This window comes from Flavobacteriales bacterium (genome assembly GCA_016713875.1).
Lineage (GTDB): Bacteria > Bacteroidota > Bacteroidia > Flavobacteriales_F > PHOS-HE28 > PHOS-HE28.
The window spans coordinates 782,418-800,968 of record JADJOI010000003.1 but is presented as its reverse complement, the minus strand read 5'-3'; the positions used below and the strand labels follow the sequence as shown (position 1 = coordinate 800,968).

At 66.6% G+C, this 18,551-nt stretch carries 20 protein-coding genes and 1 pseudogene; 10 read left to right on the top strand and 11 right to left on the bottom strand.

All coding sequences use genetic code 11. The annotated features are described in order from the left end of the window. Position 1: 1 nt before the first annotated feature. A complete protein-coding gene (thpR, locus tag IPJ87_04830) occupies positions 2–553 on the top strand; it encodes an RNA 2',3'-cyclic phosphodiesterase (GenBank protein ID MBK7941185.1) in 552 nt (183 codons plus the stop codon). Here the strand turns inward: thpR and IPJ87_04825 are convergent. After that, positions 501–1,580 carry a PA0069 family radical SAM protein gene (locus tag IPJ87_04825; protein MBK7941184.1) on the bottom strand — a complete coding sequence of 360 codons (1,080 nt, stop codon included), beginning with the start codon at positions 1,578–1,580 and terminating at the stop codon, positions 501–503. The two genes, thpR and IPJ87_04825, sit on opposite strands and share 53 nt — an antisense overlap. A 90-nt stretch (positions 1,581–1,670) precedes the next feature. Between IPJ87_04825 and IPJ87_04820 the strand changes: the two genes are divergently transcribed. Both IPJ87_04820 and IPJ87_04815 read left to right on the top strand, forming a co-directional pair. Continuing rightward, positions 1,671–2,780: a PD40 domain-containing protein gene (locus tag IPJ87_04820; GenBank protein MBK7941183.1), complete on the top strand. Its 1,110-nt coding sequence runs from the start codon at positions 1,671–1,673 to the stop codon at positions 2,778–2,780. Between the two features lie 126 nt (positions 2,781–2,906). Next, positions 2,907–3,194, top strand: a complete 288-nt coding sequence (locus IPJ87_04815) for a prolipoprotein diacylglyceryl transferase (protein MBK7941182.1) — start codon at positions 2,907–2,909, stop codon at positions 3,192–3,194. Here IPJ87_04815 and IPJ87_04810 read toward each other — a convergent pair. Beyond that, positions 3,125–3,577 carry a very short patch repair endonuclease gene (locus IPJ87_04810; protein MBK7941181.1) on the bottom strand — a complete coding sequence of 151 codons (453 nt, stop codon included), beginning with the start codon at positions 3,575–3,577 and terminating at the stop codon, positions 3,125–3,127. The two genes, IPJ87_04815 and IPJ87_04810, sit on opposite strands and share 70 nt — an antisense overlap. 104 nt (positions 3,578–3,681) lie before the next feature. Here IPJ87_04810 and IPJ87_04805 point away from each other — a divergent pair, with 104 nt between their 5' ends. Both IPJ87_04805 and IPJ87_04800 read left to right on the top strand, forming a co-directional pair. Beyond that, positions 3,682–4,428: a phosphodiester glycosidase family protein gene (locus tag IPJ87_04805; protein ID MBK7941180.1), complete on the top strand. Its 747-nt coding sequence runs from the start codon at positions 3,682–3,684 to the stop codon at positions 4,426–4,428. A gap of 242 nt (positions 4,429–4,670) precedes the next feature. Further along, entirely contained in the window at positions 4,671–5,552 is an 882-nt protein-coding gene (locus tag IPJ87_04800; protein ID MBK7941179.1) for a hypothetical protein, read from the top strand. Between the two features lie 274 nt (positions 5,553–5,826). On the opposite strand, the gene IPJ87_04795 is transcribed toward IPJ87_04800, so the two are convergent. The 7 genes and pseudogenes from IPJ87_04795 to IPJ87_04765 form a co-directional block, all read right to left on the bottom strand. Next, positions 5,827–7,647 carry a PD40 domain-containing protein gene (locus IPJ87_04795; protein ID MBK7941178.1) on the bottom strand — a complete coding sequence of 607 codons (1,821 nt, stop codon included), beginning with the start codon at positions 7,645–7,647 and terminating at the stop codon, positions 5,827–5,829. 73 nt (positions 7,648–7,720) lie between these two features. After that, positions 7,721–8,245, bottom strand: a pseudogene (locus tag IPJ87_04790) (7-carboxy-7-deazaguanine synthase QueE). Positions 8,246–8,710: 465 nt separating this feature from the next. Continuing rightward, a complete protein-coding gene (locus IPJ87_04785; protein MBK7941177.1) occupies positions 8,711–9,250 on the bottom strand; it encodes a hypothetical protein in 540 nt (179 codons plus the stop codon). A gap of 2 nt (positions 9,251–9,252) precedes the next feature. Further along, positions 9,253–9,711, bottom strand: a complete 459-nt coding sequence (locus IPJ87_04780; protein ID MBK7941176.1) for a hypothetical protein — start codon at positions 9,709–9,711, stop codon at positions 9,253–9,255. A 75-nt stretch (positions 9,712–9,786) separates the two neighbouring features. After that, positions 9,787–10,746, bottom strand: coding sequence for a hypothetical protein (locus IPJ87_04775; GenBank protein MBK7941175.1), 960 nt, complete (start codon positions 10,744–10,746; stop codon positions 9,787–9,789). A gap of 24 nt (positions 10,747–10,770) precedes the next feature. After that, positions 10,771–12,513, bottom strand: coding sequence for a hypothetical protein (locus IPJ87_04770; protein MBK7941174.1), 1,743 nt, complete (start codon positions 12,511–12,513; stop codon positions 10,771–10,773). Positions 12,514–12,575: 62 nt separating this feature from the next. Continuing rightward, positions 12,576–12,743, bottom strand: a complete 168-nt coding sequence (locus IPJ87_04765; GenBank protein MBK7941173.1) for a hypothetical protein — start codon at positions 12,741–12,743, stop codon at positions 12,576–12,578. A gap of 192 nt (positions 12,744–12,935) precedes the next feature. Here IPJ87_04765 and IPJ87_04760 point away from each other — a divergent pair, with 192 nt between their 5' ends. Together IPJ87_04760 and IPJ87_04755 are read left to right on the top strand one after the other, a co-directional pair. After that, positions 12,936–13,613 carry a PorT family protein gene (locus IPJ87_04760; GenBank protein ID MBK7941172.1) on the top strand — a complete coding sequence of 226 codons (678 nt, stop codon included), beginning with the start codon at positions 12,936–12,938 and terminating at the stop codon, positions 13,611–13,613. Between the two features lie 28 nt (positions 13,614–13,641). Continuing rightward, on the top strand, positions 13,642–14,280 hold the full coding sequence (locus tag IPJ87_04755) for a DUF2238 domain-containing protein (GenBank protein MBK7941171.1): 639 nt from the start codon (positions 13,642–13,644) through the stop codon (positions 14,278–14,280). A gap of 7 nt (positions 14,281–14,287) precedes the next feature. On the opposite strand, the gene IPJ87_04750 is transcribed toward IPJ87_04755, so the two are convergent. Beyond that, positions 14,288–14,794, bottom strand: coding sequence for a DUF4442 domain-containing protein (locus IPJ87_04750; protein MBK7941170.1), 507 nt, complete (start codon positions 14,792–14,794; stop codon positions 14,288–14,290). A gap of 61 nt (positions 14,795–14,855) precedes the next feature. Further along, positions 14,856–15,290 (bottom strand): nucleoside triphosphate pyrophosphohydrolase family protein, encoded by a 435-nt coding sequence (locus tag IPJ87_04745; GenBank protein ID MBK7941169.1) that lies wholly within the window; start codon positions 15,288–15,290, stop codon positions 14,856–14,858. A 244-nt stretch (positions 15,291–15,534) separates the two neighbouring features. Here IPJ87_04745 and IPJ87_04740 point away from each other — a divergent pair, with 244 nt between their 5' ends. The 3 genes from IPJ87_04740 to IPJ87_04730 all read left to right on the top strand — a co-directional run bounded on the left by IPJ87_04740 (position 15,535) and on the right by IPJ87_04730 (position 18,488). Continuing rightward, complete coding sequence (locus IPJ87_04740) at positions 15,535–16,560, top strand: AAA family ATPase (GenBank protein ID MBK7941168.1); 1,026 nt, start codon at positions 15,535–15,537, stop codon at positions 16,558–16,560. A gap of 75 nt (positions 16,561–16,635) precedes the next feature. Continuing rightward, a complete protein-coding gene (locus IPJ87_04735) occupies positions 16,636–17,520 on the top strand; it encodes a DUF58 domain-containing protein (GenBank protein ID MBK7941167.1) in 885 nt (294 codons plus the stop codon). Then, complete coding sequence (locus IPJ87_04730; protein ID MBK7941166.1) at positions 17,517–18,488, top strand: hypothetical protein; 972 nt, start codon at positions 17,517–17,519, stop codon at positions 18,486–18,488. The genes IPJ87_04735 and IPJ87_04730 overlap by 4 nt, the downstream gene beginning before the upstream one ends. Positions 18,489–18,551 lie beyond the last annotated feature (63 nt).

Below are 18,551 nucleotides of genomic sequence, written 5' to 3'. Positions count from 1 at the left end.
CATGCGCCTCTTCATCGCCGCTCCCCTGCCGGCCTTGTGGTCGACCCTCCTGCACGACGCGCTCGCCGCACAGGACCTCACGGGCTGGGCCGCCACGGACCCGGACGGCTGGCACCTCACCGCGCGCTTCATCGGTGAGCGCGCAGCGGACGAGCTCGGCACGATCCACGCATCGCTGCGGACCGTCTGTGCAACGACCGCTCCGTACGCGCTCCACGAGGCCCTTCTCTGCTCGATGCCTGATGACCGCCCCCGCATGATCTGGTCCCGCTTTGCGCCGCACCCGGCCCACCGCGATCTGCATCACCGGCTGTCGCACGCGCTCGGCCTGACGCCCGACGATCGCGAACCACTCTGGCCGCATGTGACCCTGGCCCGCGCCGCGGTGCCACACCATTCGGCGGTCGCCGCACGGCCCTTGCCCGGTGAGCTGGTGGTGGACCGGCTGGCGCTGTACGAAAGTCGGCGCACGTCCGAAGGCCTGCGGTACACGCCGCTGCTCACCCTTCCCCTGGCGGGAACAGCTCCAGCTGCCCCTGCGGAGGGCGGTTGAAGCCACTGCTGTCCAGCGCGGGGAAGGCGCTCTGTCCGAAGATCCGCCGCCGCATGACCGTGAAGAGGCGGTTGATCTGCAGCGCGAAGGCTCCTTCGCCCCGCATGCGGACGCCGGAACGGCCATCGCTCATGCGGCCACCGTGCAACGCGCTGGTCTGCGCGATCACCTTGGCGGCCCGGTCGGGGAAGTGGTGCTGCAGCCAGGCGCGGAAGAGGGGTTCCACCGGGCCGTTGGTGCGCAGCACGGTGTAGCCCGCGCCCACCGCTCCGGCCTCCCGGGCGGCCCGCAGCAACGCAGGGATCTCGGGCTCGTTGAGCGCGGGGATCACCGGCGCGATCATGGCGAACACCGGAACGCCGGCCGCCGCGAGCAGCTCCATGGCCTTCAGGCGGTTCGCCGCGGTGCTCGTGCGGGGCTCCAGCACCCGGCGCAGGTCCTCGTTCAACGTGGTGAGGCTGATGGCCACCGCGGCGCGGCGCTCCCGGGCCAGCTCGGCCAGCAGGTCGATGTCACGCGTCACCAGCGCGTTCTTCGTGATCACGCTCACGGGCTGGCCGAAGCGCAGGCACAGCTCCAGGCAGGCGCGCGTCAGCCGCTCCTGGCGCTCCACCGGTTGGTAGGGGTCGGTGGCCCCGGAGAGCATGATCGGCTCGCCAGCCCAGGCCGGGGCGCGCAAGGCCTTCTCGAGCAGCGCGGCCGCCTCGCGCTTCACGAGGATCACGCGTTCGAAGTCGAGGCCCGCGCTGTAGCCCCAGTACTCGTGGGTGGGTCGTGCATAGCAGTAGCTGCAGCCGTGCTCGCAGCCCTGGTACGGGTTCAGGCTCCAGGTGAAGGGCAGGTCGGGGCTGTCCACCCGGTTCAGGATGGTGCGGGGGAAAGTGGGCAGCACCTGCGTGGCATGGTCCACCCCCAGCTCGGGCTCGTCGATCCCGGTCGGCTCCACCACCCCGTAGTGCCGCTGCAGGAAGCGGTTCGCCACCTGGCGGTCGGCCCCGCGGCCTTTGACGAACATCCCGTCATCCATCGCGTCAGAAGGTAATGGGCCTTGCCGAAGGGTGACACGGCCCTCGATCCCCCCGGCCTATTTTCGCGGCCCCTTCGACCCCACCCCTTGATGAAGCGCCTCCTTCTGCTCGCCCCGCTGGCCACCTTCGGCTGCGGCACCGCCCCCACCGACAAGCACCCGACAACCACGGCCGATACCCTCACCGCCGCCGCGGACACCGCGCTCATCCTGCCCGGTGAAACGCACTTCAAGAGCCTGAAGCAGCTCACTTTCGGCGGCGACAACGCGGAGGCGTATTGGAACTTCGCCAACGACCGGCTCGTGTTCCAGGTCACCAACAAGGCCTGGGGCGACAGCTGCGACCAGATCCGCTGGTTCAACCCCTTCACGGACGACCTGCGCAGCGGGCCGCCCACCAAGGTGAGCGTGAACGGCGGCCGCACCACGTGCAGCTACTTCCTGCCGGGCGACAGCCTGGTGCTCTTCGCCAGCACGCACGAGGCCGGCCCCGGTTGCCCGCCTGTGCCCGAACGGAAGCACGGCGGCCCCTACGTCTGGCCGCTCTACGACAGCTTCGACATCTACGTGAGCGACCTGCAAGGCGGCATCCGCCGCAAGCTGACGAACAGCCCGGGCTACGATGCCGAGGCCACCGTGAGCCCCAAAGGCGACCGCATCGTGTTCACCAGCGTACGCGATGGCGACCTCGACCTCTACACCATGGCCATCGACGGCAGCGACGTGAAGCGGGTGACCACCGAACTGGGCTATGACGGCGGTGCGTTCTTCAGCCCGGACGGCAGCAAGCTCGTGTGGCGCGCCAGCCGGCCCAAGACCCCGGAGGACGTGAAGGAGTACACCGACCTGCTGAAGCGGGGCCTGGTGCAGCCCACCAACATGGAGCTCTTCGTGGCCAACGCGGACGGCAGCGATGCGCGGCAGGTGACCTCGCTGGGCAAGGCCAACTGGGCCCCCTATTGGCACCCCTCGGGCACCAAGCTCATCTTCGCCAGCAACCACCTGTCCGAGCGCGGCTTCCCCTTCAGCCTGTTCATGATCAACGTGGACGGTACCGGCCTGGAGCGCCTCACCACCAGCGACACCTTCGACGCCTTCCCCGTGTTCACCAAGGACGGGCGGCACCTCGTGTTCAGCAGCAACCGGTACAACGGCGGCACGCGTGACACCAACCTCTTCCTGGCCGAGTGGAAGGATTGAGACCATGTGCTCATATGGGCATGTGCTCATTTGAGCATGTGCCCATCCCGCTGGAGCGGAACAGGTCGCGCGCATGGAAATCGCGTCGATCTTCGCGCCGTGACAACGGGTGAGCGGAAAAGCTGGGTGGACCGGCTGGCCGAGCGGTGGAAGGTCTCGCCATCGCGCGTCCTGGTCATCCTTCTGGTCTTCGCCTGCACCGGTTTCACGGTGATGTTCCTCAAGCGGCCGGTGGTGGCCTGGTTCACCGGTGGCGAGCAACGCGCGGTCTTCACCGCGCTGTACTACCTGCTGATCCTGCCCATGTACAACCTGCTGCTGCTCGCCTACGGCGCGCTCTTCGGTCAGTTCCGCTTCTTCTGGGACTTTGAGAAGCGCTTCTTCGGGCGGCTGCTCGGGCGGCGCGACCGCTGAAGGTGCGTTGCGGCGTCCAGGCTGCGCACCACCCGCCCCACCTCTTTCCGCACATCCTCCTTCACCCGGCACTCCCACAGGGTGAACACGGTCCAGCCCGACTTCCTCAGCGCTTTCGCCTTCTCGGCATCGCGGGCCTGGTTGCGGTCCAGCTTGGCGTTCCAAAAGCCCTTGTGCGTCCTGGGGCGGCGGGGCTGGCAATGCGGGCAGCCGTGCCAGAAGCAGCCGTGCACGAACACGGCGACCCTGCGTCCCACGAAGGCGATGTCGGGCTTGCCGGGCGCTTTGACGTAGTGCAGCCGATAGCCGGTGGATCCGCGCTCGCGCAGGGCCTTCCGCACCAGCAGCTCCGGTCCGGTGTGCTTCGCCCGGATGCGGCTCATGGTGGCGCTCACGCGCGGGTCCGTGGGCACGGGCGCGCGGCCGTCGCGGAGGTAGGGTCGGGCGAGCACGGTGCAAAGCTGCACCGCAGGCGTAGCTTTCGGACATGCGCATGCACAGCGGAAGAACCACGGGTGTCGTGCCCCTCTTCCCTCGTGCGCTGCTCCTGATCGGCGCGACCGGAGCGCTCCTGGCCTTGCGGCCAATGCCCGATGGACGCTTCGCCGACCGCTGGGTCGACCCGGTGAAGGAACCCATCACCGTGCATTGGAAGGATGCGCAAGGAGGCGTGATGGGGAACATCGGTGCGCTGGAACAGGAAGTGACGCGCACGGGCAAGACCCTCCGCTTCGCGATGAACGGCGGCATGTACGACCCGCAGCAGGTGCCAGTGGGGTTTTACGTGGAGAACGGCCGCACCCTGCACAAACTGAACACGGCCTCCACCGGCACGGGCAACTTCACCATGCAGCCCAACGGCGTGTTCGGCATTGAGCAGGACGGCACCGCCTTCGTACGCACCACGCAGGCCATGAAGCAGGCGCCCACCCCGCGCCACGCCACGCAGAGCGGCCCCATGTTGCTGGTGGACGGCGTGGTGAACGCGCAGTTCCGGCAGGGCAGCAGCAACCTCCACATCCGCAACGCGGTGGGCATCCGACCCGATGGCGGGCTCCTCTTCACCATCAGCCGCGAACCGGTGAACTTCTTCGACCTCGCCACGCACCTGAAGGAGCAGGGCTGCACCAACGCGCTCTACTTCGACGGCGCCGTGAGCCGCGCCTATATCCCTGAGGAAGGGCTGAAGCAGTTGGACGGCGTGCTTGGGGTGATGGTGGCCTTGGTCCAATGAGCAGTGAACTGGGAATAGCCGTGTTCTACGGAGCTCAGGTGTTCCTGCTCCTTTCACCGGGGATAGTGGTCCTCTCCGCCCCCCTGTTGAATGCGATGGGAAGAAGGTGGCATCCATACCTATTTCGCTATGCCGAGTTCATGAGCCTTGTAGCGCTACCGCTTGTATTCCTCGCCGTCGGAGATAACGGCGCCTTGAACGACTGCTGTAACGACACCGCCTTTTTCTCCCCAGAACATAGGATGTCCGTTTACGTGCTGATCTCGCTTTGCGTGATCGCATACTACTTCAGCTCTTTAAGAGAGAGCGTACTCCCACCAATTCCCGAAGTCCTGGTGAACGTGCTGCTTGTGCTTGGCGTGGTAGTGAACGGGGTCGTGGTCATCCACCACAAGGACGAGGACCTCGGCCGCGCGCTGGCCCTGTTCCACGTGCCCATTATCCTGCTCTTCCTGATGGTGCTGGTACGCAACCACAGACTCTTCCTCGCTCAGTCACACACCCTGGAGCCCGCGTCGATACTGGAGCACCAATGCTGGCAACTGCTCCACGCGTATCCATGGACCAAGTACCCCCTGCTCTTAGTGCTGTGCGTGCCGGTGCTTGCGCTGATCGCCTGCGCCCTGCTACTCTTCGGTCAGCGACCGGACAGCTTCCTCCGGGCCTTCACCGACACCTATCGGCACGGGCTGTCGCAACTGGACCACGAATGCGCGGGGGTGGTCTGCGGCGGACATTACCTCTGCACGGTGGCGGCGCGAGGGCATGCAAGTGTCGTGCGTCCGCAACGGCTGGGTGTGCGTGCGGGCAACACCATCATCTGCAACCGTCAACTGCTCGTGGCCAACGCCTTCGAGGAACTGGTGCAGCAACGGGCGCCGAGCCTGCACGGCATGATCCGCAAGTACTACGACAGTGTGGGCGAGCAGGTGGAGCGCCATTACCACCTACTGGACCGCAAGTGGGTATCGGACGTGGTGCATGTGGCCATGAAGCCTCTGGAGTGGATCTTCCTGCTCGTGCTTTACACCTTCGACCGGCACCCCGAGCGACGCATCGCCGCTCAATATCTTTCGGTGAACGACCGTCGATGTATCGCCGAGCTGGTCTCCGAACAATCGTGAACAGGCTCTCAATCCTGGGCTTGTTGGCGCCGGTGACCTCTATCCCAAAGGCACATGTCAACATGGCCTCTCCTAGAACTTCGGTTCAAGGTGCGCTGCACCGATGGAACGAGCCGCATCCGGGGTTTCGGCTGTTTGAACAGGGAGACAGTTCACGCCAGATACCGAATCCAGCTGCCGACGGGCCAGCGCGGACCTATGCCGCGGCTCATGGTGGCGCTCACGCGCGGGTCCGTGGGCACGGGCGCGCGGCCGTCGCGGAGGTAGGAGCGGTTCACAGGATGCGCACCTCCGTCCGCCGGTTGAGCGCGCGCCCCTCCTCCGTGTCGTTGGTGGCCTCCGGCCGGCTCTCGCCGTGGCCCGTGCTCGTCACCCGCGCCGCATCGATGCCGTAGCTGGTGAGGAACCTGGCCACCGCCGCTGCGCGCTGTTCGCTCAGCCGCTGGTTGTCCGCATCGGCCCCCACATTGTCGGTGTGGCCCGCCACCTCGATGCGCATCGCCGGGTTGGCCTTCATCAGCCGCAGCAGCTTGTCCAGCTCGGTGTTGCTGGCGGGCAGCAGATCGGCGCTGGCCGTGTTGAAGAAGATGTTGCGCAGGGTGATGCTGCTGCCGCTGGTGAGCGGGCTCAGCTTCGCCTCCAGCGCCGGCGGCACGCCGTCCTTCGCCACGGCCACGCTGTAGTTGGCGCTGAAGAAGAGGTAGCCCTCGGCGGTGGCGTTCAGCGCATAGTCGCGGCCCGTAGGCAGGCACACCAGGAACTCGCCGGTGCTCGGATCGCTGTAGGCCGCCGTGGCCAGCTTGCCTGTGCCGAGGTCGTACAGCTCCACATCCGCCTCCACCGGCTTGCCGTTGGTGATGTCGCTCACCACGCCCCGGATGTACGACACGGCCTCGGGGCGGGCCTCGGGATACAGTTCGAAGCTGTACAGGTCCAGCTCGCCCTGTCCGCCCGCACGGTCGCTGGCGAAGTAGGCGATGCGGCCGTCGGCGCTCACCAGCAGGCTGTTCTCGTCGCCCCCGCTGTTGATGGGCCAGCCCAGGTTCAGCGCAGGCCCCCACACGCCATCGTCACCCATGCGGCTCACGTAGATGTCCAGCCCGCCGAAGGCCGGATGCCCGTTGCTGCTGAAGTAGAGCGTGCGCCCGTCGGGGTGGATCTGCACGCTCTCCTCCTGGAAGGGTGTGTTGATCTGCGATCCGAGCTTCTCGGGCGTGCTGAAGGTGCCGTCCTCCTGCAACCGCGTGACGAAGATGTCCATGTTCTGGATGCCGTCCCGCGCCTGCATGCCGCGCACGAAATAGAGCGTGCGGCCATCGCTGCCCAGGCTGGGCTGGCTCTCCCAGTTGCGCGAGTTGACCGGCGTGCCCAGGTTGTCCGGCGGGCTCCAGCGGTTGCCGATGCGCCGGCTGATGAAGAGGTCGCAGCTGCCCAACCCCTTGCGCCCCGCACCGTAGTCGCCATCGATGCCCGCGCAGGCGGTGAAGATGATGAAGCGACCGTCCGGCGACAGGGTGCCGGCGCCTTCGTTCGCGGGAGTGACCACGCCGGATACCGGCCGGGCCGGGGTCCACGCACCGTTCTCGTCGCGGGTGCTGACGTAGAAGTCCTCCTGGTGACCCCACGGTGAAGCCGCATCCGGCAGGTCGCGCGTGAACAGCAGGGTGCGGTCGTCGGCGGTGACGCAGGGGTAGTAGTCCGCGTTCGGTGAGTTCACCGCAGGGCCCAGGTTCACGGGTTCGAAGGGCACCGGCTGGCGGATGGCTTCGGCGGCGAAGGTGCAGTTGTCCACCCCGAGCTTGGCGCGCTGCCGGCGCACCGGCTCGTCCTCCAGCTCCAGGTAGCTCTTGTAGTGGCCCTCCGCTGCGGCGAAGTCCTGGTGGCGGAACTCGATGTCGGCCAGGTGCAGGTAAGCGTTGGGGAAGAACTTCGGGGCGATGCCGATGGCCTCGCGGTACCACTTCATGGCCTCCGGGTCGTTGCCCTTCATGTCGTACAGCTCGGCCAGCGCGAAGCGCGGCTCCACGAACCGCTCGTCGAAGGCGGCCGCCTTCTTCAGGCCGGTCTCCGCCGCGTCCCACTTGCGCGCGTGCATGGCGTCCAGTCCGTCCTGATAGAGCTTGATCGCCTTGCTCTCCTTGGTGGTGTAGCCGCCCGGGGGTTGGGCTTGGGTGGCGAACCACGATCAAGGGCATCACCGCCTCGCGGCGGTCCCATTCGGGTTGAAGGAAACACGCGCATTCAGGCCGCACCAGCGCCCCGTGGGTGTCCGCCCAGGCCAGGTCGTGGCGGTTGACGACGATCACCTTCAGTTCATCGGCGTGTTGGTGGAACCCGGGCACGGGCGGTTTGAACTTCTTGGGGCTGAAGCACACATGGTGCCAATCGCCGGTGAGGGGATGGGTACCCGAGGTCTCCAGGTGGGTGCGAAGGCCGCGGGCGCGCAGGGCATCGGTCAGCGGTTTCAGGTCGTGCATCAGGGGCTCGCCGCCAGTGACCACCACGATGCGGGCAGGCTGGGAGGCCGCCTCGACCGCCAGGTCCGCCGCTGAACGCCGGGGATGCGCGGATGCGTCCCAGCTCTCCTTCACATCGCACCACACACAACCCACGTCGCAACCTCCGAGCCGGATGAAGCAGGCCGCCTGTCCGCTGAACAGCCCCTCACCCTGCACCGTGTGGAAGAGTTCCATCACCGGGTAGGTCGCGGCCACGGCGGGATCCGCATGGGTGGTGGGAAAGGAGTTCACGGCAGGACAAAAAAAGCCCACACAGGACCGAAGTTCAAAGAACCCATGGATCACATGAGCGGGTCGGACAGAAAGGGGTCAGTAATCCGCGGTGTGCCCGGAGGCATCATCGCCCGGAGGCGATGCGCGGCCCGCCTTTGCCCTTTGGATCTTCCGTCCCTGAGCAAATAATGTTGGTTCTGAGACTATAGGCCTGTGTGGGCTGGTCGTTGATCAGCGCACGGCTGAGAAAGAACGCGTCTGCGGTACGAATGTATACCGCACAGGCAGCCTCGTGCAACCATCGGTTGAAAAATCATCCGCCCCACACAGCCGCCACCGGGCCGACCATCGCTCCCTGTCCCGGGCATACGTCCCCATGGACACATGCTCACGACTTGTCCCGCCCTGCGGGATGTGCAGATGTTCCTACTCCCCTTTCTGCCCCACGAAGTGATCTTCCTTGTCCTCGAAGAGGATATTGAAGGTGGTGAGGCTGCCATAACAGCGCGTGATGTACTGCTGCAGCTCCACCTTGTCCGCCTCGCTGAGCGCCGCGTGGGCGTTGATCTTCTGCTCCAGCACGCGGAAGCGGTCACGGATCATGACGATCTTGTGGAAGAAGTCGTCGACGGGCACCTCCTTGCTCTTCAGCGCGGGGTCCTTGGGGCGCAGCTCCATCACCCCGCCTTCGTAGCGGCGGGCCATGCTCACCGGCCGCTGGGGCGTCTGCAGTTCCTCCAGCACCTCGCGCAGGGCGTCCTTCACGTGCTCGATGTCCAGCGGCTCCTGGCCGATCTCCACGCCGGGTGCGATGGTGACCAGGCCCTCGAAGCTGCGGCTGATGGGCTGCTCGCCGTGCTCGCGGAAGAACACGTGCACGATGCGCGGATCGATGTCGTACACCACGCCCACACCCATCGTGGGGTGCTTCACGCGGGCCCCGATGCTGATGTCATGCAGTTCCATGCTCAAAGAACGTCGCGGATGATGTAGGCAACGCCGTTCACGGTGGCCTGTTCGCCCACCCGCTTGCCGCTGAGGGCCTGGTAGAGGGGTGCACGCACCGACAGCCCGAGGTAGGTCCGACCGGCGGCCTCGAACTCCTCCACACTGGTGGCGATCAGCAGGTCGCGCCGGTCGGTATGCACCACCGAACCGAAGGACACGACCTCGTGCGCTGCGCCGGCATCCACTTGTCCCAGCAGGGCCATGTCGCGCTCCAAGTGCTCTAGCTGATCGCCGAGCCCGTTCATCAGCTCCACCTCGGCCCCGCGTCGGCCTTCGCTCTGGCTCGCGGTCTCGGCCAGGTCGGCGTCCATCGCCACCGACCGGAGGTCCTCCAGTCGCTCACGATGTTCGGCGATCGCCTCCTGCAATCGACGGCGAGCGCCGTCGATCACCTGCTGCTTCATGCTCGTTCGGTCCATAGGAGTATGGTGCACTGTATGTGTGCCGGCAAAGTAAGGGACGGATGATCCGCCGTGGAACTGACCTGCGTCGGCTTACCCCGCAGGCGGAAGAACAACAGGGGCCTCGGTGCCCTGGATGCTGCTCAAGCGATCCAGATCCAGGTGCATCACCCCGTCCTGCGCGCTGAACACGCGCTGGAAACGAGCGCCCCAGTGCAGCTCACGGAAGGTGTAGGACCGCCGGGTCATCACCTGCTGCATGTACGCCTCGTCCACCCCCTTGATCATCACGATGAACTCCGCACGCCGGTCCTGGAGGTCCTGATGGGACAGACCGGCCAACGGACTGTCCTCTCCGATCGGATGCACCAGCGTCCAGCTCAAGGGCAGGAAGCTCACGCGGTCCAGCTGCAGCTTCAGGTTGAAGTAATTGAGCCGTTCGCCCTGGTCGTCCACATCGGCCATCACGAGCATGAGGCGGGCCTCCACCTCGGTGAGCAGGGAACTGCGGCGGTTCGCCAGACGCACCTGCAGGCTCCAGCCGGAGCGGAAGGGGGCGATCAACGCGGCATCCCCCCAGGCTAGCCTCGCCGTGGGCCGTGCGAACCGGGCATAGAGGATGGCGCTGATGAGGGAGAACCCCAGTATCCCGAACACCCCCTCCACGGCGGCGATGAGCCAGGTGGCCGAGGTGTTGGGGTAGATGCTGCCGTAGCCCACGGTGGTGAGCGTTTGGATGCTCATGCCCAAGGCGGACATCCACCGGGTGGCCGGGCTGCTGAGGTCGGCATTGCCCAATTGCTCCACGCCGACGAGCATGAACAGGGCGCCGAAGACGAGGTTGAGCCCGAGGTAGCCGGCCAGCAGCGTCAGCACCAGGCGGCCCACGCTGATGCTCACCAGATGAACGAAGGCCTCGCGAAGCCCCCCCACCGCGCCGGCCCGCCGCACACGAAAACTCCCGTCCGTGCTCATCAGCCGGTCCAGGGTGCGGTCGAAGGAGGAGCCGATGCCTGGATCCTCGGTGCGCTGTGCCTTCGTGCGGAACGCCATGGTGCGAAGATCGTCGGCCACCGCTCAGCGCAGCACACGCGCCACCGGGTACCGGCGGTAGGCCTGCTCCATGTACGGCGAACGCTGGAACACGAAGGCGAGCTGCGCCCAGCCATCAGCGGCGAACTCCGGATCGGCAGCGCGGCGTTCCTCCAGCGCCGCGCGCAGCGCGGGATCCCGCTTCAACAGGTCCGCCGCCACATCCTCGAACACGTAGTCCGTGAACCACTCCTTCTGCTGCAGGATGGCGTCGAAGAATCCCCAGGTGAAATAGCTGTCCGGTGCGTCGGGCTCCAGCACTTCCATGAGGAACCGGTCGTGGCGGGTGCCCATCGGAACGAGCAGGTCGCCGGACCGCGCGATCACCTCTTCTTCGAGGGTGCTGATCTCGATGTCGCGATGCAGGTAGTGCCCCTCGTAGGGCTCGCGTGCCGTGCGCATGTCGGCGATCCGGTGCACCTCGGCCCGCAGCACCGTGTCGCGCATGATCCGCTCGAAGCGCACGCCCGCCATGGCGAGCCGCTGCCCCACCTCGCGCCAGGCCTGAGGCACCAGGTAGGCCGCGGGTTTGGTCCGCACCGGTCCGGGCACGTAGGTGTCGTACCACGGCACGGAGATGTCCACCGGACGCGTGCGGTCGTAACGCAGGCGAGGCAGGCCGGACACCGTGCTGGGCTCCCACGTAGCCGCATAGCCCTTCCACGGCAGCCGTTCCACGCGGGTGCTATCGAGCCGCCAGTGCAGGGGGAAGGCCGTGGCCTCGGCCGTGTGGCGAGCAGCATCGGCCCGGGCCCTGCGCAGGTCGGCGCCGTGCTCATCCAACACGGACAGCACGCCGAGCATCAGCTGAAAAGTGGCGTTCACCCGGTCGGCGTAAGGCTTCAGCATGTGGCTCTCGGCCAGGATGGCCACCGTGTTGAAGAGAGCGGCATAGCCGGACGTGTAGCGCGGTCCATCGAAGAAGGCCATCAACCCGCTGTCCGGCACCTGTGCCATCGTCTCGAAGTAGGGGCACATGGCGATGCGCTTGCGATCCATCCAGCGATGCAGACCGGGCACCAGCACGTGATCCATGAAGCGCGCCACGCCCGGATCCAACTTCTCGCGCCGGGTGGTGAGCAGCTCCATCACGTAGCGGTGGTCGGCGCCGTCGCTCACATGCGTATCGATGAGCACATCGGGATCCCAGCGATGCAGCGCTTGCACAAGGGCCTGCGTGTTGCGGGCGTCGGCCTTCACCAGGTCGCGGTTCAGGTCCAGGTTGCGCGCGTTGGCCCGCTGTCCGTGCTCGACCGGGCCATTCTGGTCCACCCGGAAGACCGTGTCGCGCTGCTGCGCGCCGCTCACGTTGTAGATGGGCACGATGCACACCGCCGTGTTGGCCGTGAGGCCCATCAACTGATCGCTGTCGAGCAGCGCCCGGGCGAGCAGCAGGCTGGCGTCGATACCGTCGGGCTCGCCCGGATGGATGCCGTTGACGATGAAGAGCACGCTGCGGCCGCGCGCACGGATGCTGTCGGGTGCGAAGGGGCCTCCATCGCTGATGACGAACAGATGGATGGGCTGGCCGCCATCGTCACGGCCGATCTCCATCAAGCGTGCGGAGCGGCGTCCTTCGGCCAGCGCACGGTAGCTGTCGATGACCTGTTCCCAGGTGGGCGTGGAATCACCGGTGAAGGTCCAGGCCTGGGCCTGCACAAAGCGGCCGCCCAGCACACACCACGCGAACAGCGAGGATCGAAGGAGCGATCGGAGGATGGAGGACATGGGCACCCGTGCACGTCGGCGCGACGGCCTCCGGCGACGGAGCCCGAAGGTAACCGCAAGGCTCAGGCGGCCTCCTCCACCGGCTCGAACGGAGCGCACGCCGGTTCCTCCGGGGTGGCCGGCGCCTCCTGCTCGACCAGCACGGGGGCCGGTTCCGGAAGGCGCATCGCGAAGAGCTGCTCTTCGTCGGTGAGGCAGAGCAGGAGCGTCAGGGTCTGTACGGGCCACATGTTCGGCGAACGGGGTTAATGGGGGTGTCCAAGCGCCCAGCGGTCCGTTGCCTGCACAGCCGGAGCGGCGGCCATGCGGGGGCAAAGATGACCGACCAAGACACCCCATGTCAAGACGAATGGCCATTTTTCATCGACGAAATAGGACGTTCTTCGACGAACACCGATCGCCCGGTTCGCATCTTCGCAGCGATGCACAGTATTCCCCTGTTCGTCCTGGCCTCCGTGTGCGCGGGTGTGCTGCACGCCCAGACCTGGCATGGCCCGCGGCTGGGCATCGGCATGGCCACGGTGAACGCCGGGCAGTTCCTCGCGTGGACCGGTCTACCCAAGTTCGGCCCCATCGGCGGCTACAGCTTCGACTTCAAGATGAACGGGCAGGTGAGCCTGATGGTGGAGCCGATGTACGTGGCCAAGGGCAGCCTGGTGCAGGCGGCCCAGTTCCGGCAGACCACGCGCACCACCCTGCACTACGTGGAGCTGCCCTTCGTGCTGAAGGTGTCGGTGAACAAGAACCCGCAGGGCCTCTTCCTGGGCGCGGGCCTGGTGCCGGGCTATCTGCTCAGCGGTCGCGAGCAGGTGACGCAGGACGGACAGGAGCTGATCGACCGCGGCATCAATACCGAGAACATCCGGCGCACGCAGTTCAGCATCTGCCTGGGCCTGGGTTTCGAGAAAGGCCCCTTCGAGCTGGAGGTGCGCGGCACCAACAGCATCACGCCCTTCGACACGGTGGTGCGCCGCCAGAACCTGGTGATCGGCCTGCACGCCACCTTCCGCTTCCGCCCCAAGCCCAAGGCCGATGAGCCGGAGGAGGAGGAACCTGCGGAGGACGACTACTACGAGAAGGACGGTGACAAGCGCAAGTGACCCGTACCGATCCGCCAGAACCCTTCCCATGACCTTTACCACCGCCTCCTCCCCCACGCGCACGCCCTTCGCGGACAACGCCCTGCTCAAGGCCTTTGCCGGAGCCTTCGTCGTCATCTGGGCCTGGACCTTCATCGGCACCACCGACCGCGCGAACTGGATCACCGAGAACGCACTGACCATCCTGTTCGTGGGCGGCCTCGCGCTCACCCACCGGCGCTTCCGCTTCAGCGACCTCAGCTACACGCTGATGTTCGTGTACATCCTGCTGCACGTCTACGGCGCGATGTACACCTACGCCGAGAACCCGCTGGGCTACTGGCTGCAGGACCTCTTCCACAGCGAACGCAACCACTACGACCGGATCGTGCACTTCAGCTTCGGCTTCCTGCTGGCCTACCCCATGCGCGACCACTTCAAGAACCACTTCCAATGGCCGAATTGGGTGTGCTGGGTGCTGCCGGTGGAGATCACCATGAGCTTCAGCGCCGCTTATGAACTGATCGAATGGGCCGTGGCCGACGTGTTCTTCCCGGCGCAGGGCCATGCCTACCTGGGTTCGCAGGGCGACATCTGGGACGCTCAGAAGGACATGGCGCTGGCCTTCAGCGGGGCCGTGCTGGCGATGGTGCTCTGGAGCGCGGCCAAGCGGGCGATGCGGCGGTGACCGGCGCTCACACCTTCGTCCGCACCTTGTCCCACTTCTTCACCTGCCAGGTGATGGTGCCGGTGGCCAGGTGGTTGCCACTGCGGTCGTGCAGTTCCACGGTGCTGGTGTGGTCCACCGCTTCCTGCGTGGCCAGGGGCCGCACCACGGTGTCGGCGAGGTGCTCGGCGGCCGGTGCGCAGGTGGCCACGGCGGCCTGCCGGGCCTGGTAGCGGTACTCCATGTGCAGGCTGCGCATGATCAGGCGGTACTGCCGCGGATCGAGCTGCTCCAGCACCGACAGGCCGCTGCACATCTCGGCCGCAGTGGCCAGGCAGCACGCGTGGATGCCCTTGATGTGGTTGCGGTTGATGCGCCAGTACGGGATGCGCACACTGATGCCGCCCTCCTTCAACGGCACCACCTTGAAGCCGTGCGGCCGGTTGAAGGGGATCATCCACGGCAGCAGGGCGTTCAGCTGCCAGCGCGTGAAGGAGGAGGTGCGGGCCTTCTGGAGCAAGGTGGGCAGATGCATGGTGCGCAGGGGTTCGTTGATCCAGGTCGTCCTTTCTTCCTTCCTTTCTTCTTTCTTCTTCCTACTTGCTCCTTTCTCCCTCCTGTGGTCCAAGGATCCCCGCGATATCCGGAGGGAAATAGGCCGGTCCCTTCATCACCTTGCCATCGTCGCGGCGGATGGGCCGGCCGTCGGCGCCGAGCTTGCTCATGTTGCTCCGCTGGATCTCGCGGAACACCTCGTCGATCTTGTGCTCCAGCCCGTGCTTGAGCAAGGTGCCGCACAGGATGTAGAGGATGTCGCCCAGCGCATCGGCCACCTCCACAAGATCTCCGCGCAGGGCCGCCTCCAGGTATTCCTCGTTCTCCTCGCGGATCAGCTTGTAGCGCAGCAGCGCATCGCGGTCGCCGATCGAGCCGGCCGGTGCTTGCGCGTTCGGGATGCCGAAGGCGTCGTGGAAGGTGCGCACATGGCCGATGGCTTCGGCCAGGGTCAGGGGTCCGGAACGGTCGCTCATGTGGCCGAAGGTAGAAGAGGCTAGTGGCGGGGTGCGGTGGACCGTTGGAACCCTTTTGGTCACACCGCCAGGGGTCAGCTTGCGCGAACATGACCTCGCGCGCACCGATGGGACGCTCCGGAAGCATGGGCTGCCTGCACCGATCCAGGGCCCAACGGTTAACACTCTTTAACTGCGGGTCGTCCCTGACGGCCAAGGGCTCCGGTCAATTTTGCGGCACACCTTTGCGGCCCACTCCCCTGCCATGGAACCCCTGAGCACTTCCCCCGCGCCGGTGACGGCCGAGAGCATCCGCCAGCTGAACGACCGCATCCAGCACGCCAGTGCCTTCGTGGACCTGGTGGAGCGCGAGATGGAGAAGGTGATCGTGGGCCAGAAGGACATGGTGCAGAAGCTGCTGGTGGCGCTGCTGGCCGATGGCCACATCCTGCTGGAAGGCGTGCCCGGCCTGGCGAAGACGCTGGCGATCAAATCCCTCGCGCGCACCATCGACGTGGGCTTCAGCCGCATCCAGTTCACGCCCGACCTGCTGCCGGCCGACCTCATCGGCACGCTGATCTACAGCCAGAAGAACGAGGAGTTCAGCGTGAAGAAGGGGCCCATCTTCAGCAACTTCATCCTGGCCGACGAGATCAACCGCGCGCCGGCCAAGGTGCAGAGCGCCCTGCTGGAGGCCATGCAGGAACGCCAGGTCACCATCGGCCAGCAGACCTACACCCTGCCCGAGCCCTTCCTGGTGCTGGCCACCATGAACCCCATCGAGCAGGAAGGCACCTACCCGCTGCCCGAGGCGCAGACCGACCGCTTCATGCTGAAGGTGGTGCTGGACTACCCGCACAAGGAGGAGGAGAAGCTGATCATCCGCCAGAACGTGCGGCCCGGCGCGCAGCCCGAACTGCACAAGGTGGTCCGGTCCGAGGAGATCCTCGCGGCACGGCAGCTGGTGCGCGAGGTGTACATGGATGAGAAGATCGAGCACTACATCGTGGACATCGTGCACGCCACGCGCAAGCCCGACCAGCACAAGCTGAGCGACCTGGTGAGCCTGATCGGCTTCGGCGCCAGCCCGCGCGCCAGCATCTACATGGCCCTCGCCGCCAAGGCCCTGGCCTTCACCAAGCGCCGCGGTTACGTGATCCCCGAGGACGTGCGCGCCGTGTGCCCCGACGTGCTGCGCCACCGCGTGGGCCTCACTTACGAGGCCGAAGCCGAGAACATCACCGTCGGCGAGCTCATCGACCGCGTGCTGAACACGGTGGAGGTACCCTGAGCGATCAGGGGCAGGGGCAGGAGCAGGCCGCAATACTCCTGCCCCTTCCCCTGCCCCTGCCCCTGCCCCTGAACCATGAGCACCGCCCAACACACCAAGGAGCTCCTCAAGAAGGTGCGGCTGATCGAGCTGAAGACGCGCGGTCTCACCGATCACATCTTCAGCGGCGAGTACCACAGCGCCTTCAAGGGCCGGGGCATGGCGTTCAGCGAGGTGCGCGAGTACATGCCGGGCGACGAGGTACGCACCATCGACTGGAACGTGACGGCGCGGCTGGACCACCCTTTCGTGAAGGTGTTCGAGGAGGAGCGCGAGCTGACCGTGATGCTGGTGGCGGACGTGAGCGGATCGGCCGACTTCGGCAGCACCGAGCGCACCAAGCGCGAGCTGATCACCGAGGTGTGCGCCACGCTGGCCTTCAGCGCCATCAAGAACAACGACAAGGTGGGGCTCATCCTCTTCAGCGGCACGGTGGAGCGCTACATCCCGCCCAAGAAGGGCCGCAGCCACATCCTGCGCCTGGTGCGCGAGCTGATCGAGTTCACCCCACAGCAGCGCGGCACCGACATCGCCGGGGCCCTGCGCTTCCTCAACAGCGTGATCAAGAAGCGCAGCATCGCCTTCCTGATCAGCGACTTGATGGGCACCGGATATGAGGATGCGCTGAAGATCGCCGACCGGCGCCACGACCTGGTGGTGCTGCGCACGGCCGACCCCCGCGAAGGCGAGCTGCCCGACCTGGGCCTGGTGCTGGTGCAGGACCCCGAGACCGGCGAACGCCACTGGGTGGACACCGGCAGCGCCCGCGTACGCAAGGCCTACCGCACCGAGGCCCTCAAGCATGCCGCCCGCACGCGCGACCTGCTGCGCCGTTCGGGCATCGACCACGCCGTGATCGGCACCCGCGAGGGTTATGTGCGGCCCTTGATGGACCTCTTCCGCCAACGCGAACGTGCATGAGGGCCCTGGCGACCACCACCCTGCTGCTGGCGGCGCTCCACGGCGCCACCGCCCAGGCCCCCGCCGTGCGGGCCACGCTGGACAGCGCGGTGGTCCGCATCGGCGAGCAGGTGGTCATCGACATCGAGGCCTTCTACCGCACCCAGCGCGACGGCGCCCCGGAGGTGCAGTGGCCCGCGATCGGCGACACGCTCACCCGCCAGGTGGAGGTGGTGTGGGACAGCGGCGTGGACACCGCCCGCGCCGACGAGGCCGACCCCACGCTGCTGGTGCAGCGCCGGCACATCACCATCACCGCTTGGGACAGCGGCTTCTGGGCCATCCCCCCCTTCCGGCTGCGCATCGACGGGGACACGATGGAGACCGCGCCGCTGCTGCTGGAGGTACGCACCGTGGCCGTGGACACCACACAGGCCTTCCGCGACATCAAGGACATCTACGAGGCACAGCCCAGCCTGCTGGCCTGGCTGGAGGAGCACTGGCCGTGGCTGGTGGGCCTGTGGGCCGCCTTCGGCCTCATCGGCGGTGGCGCCGCCCTGGTGCAACGTCTGCGCCGCAAGCGCACGAAGGATGACCTCCCGCCGCCGCCCCTGCCGCTCCACGAGGCCATGCTGGCCAGGCTCGACGCGCTTGAACAGCAACGGCTCTGGCAGCAGGGCCAGGTGAAGGCCCACTACATCGCCCTCACCGACATCCTGCGCAGTTATGTGGAGGCCCGCCTGAACGTGCCCGCGATGGAGCGCACCACCGACGAACTGGCGCAGGCCCTTCGCGTGACGGCGCTACTCCCGGCCCAACGCGAACAACTGGCGAACATCCTGCGGCTCGCCGACCTGGTGAAGTTCGCCAAGCTGACCCCGTCACCTACCGAGAACGAAGCATCGGTACCTGCCGCCCGACGCTTCATCCTGGACAGCACCGCATCCCTGTCCCCCACCCCCGAACCCGCCCATGCGCAGACCCGGTGACCTGAACAGCGGCCTGGCGTGGAGCCTGCTGGCGATGGCCGGCACGGCGGCGGTGGTGTACAC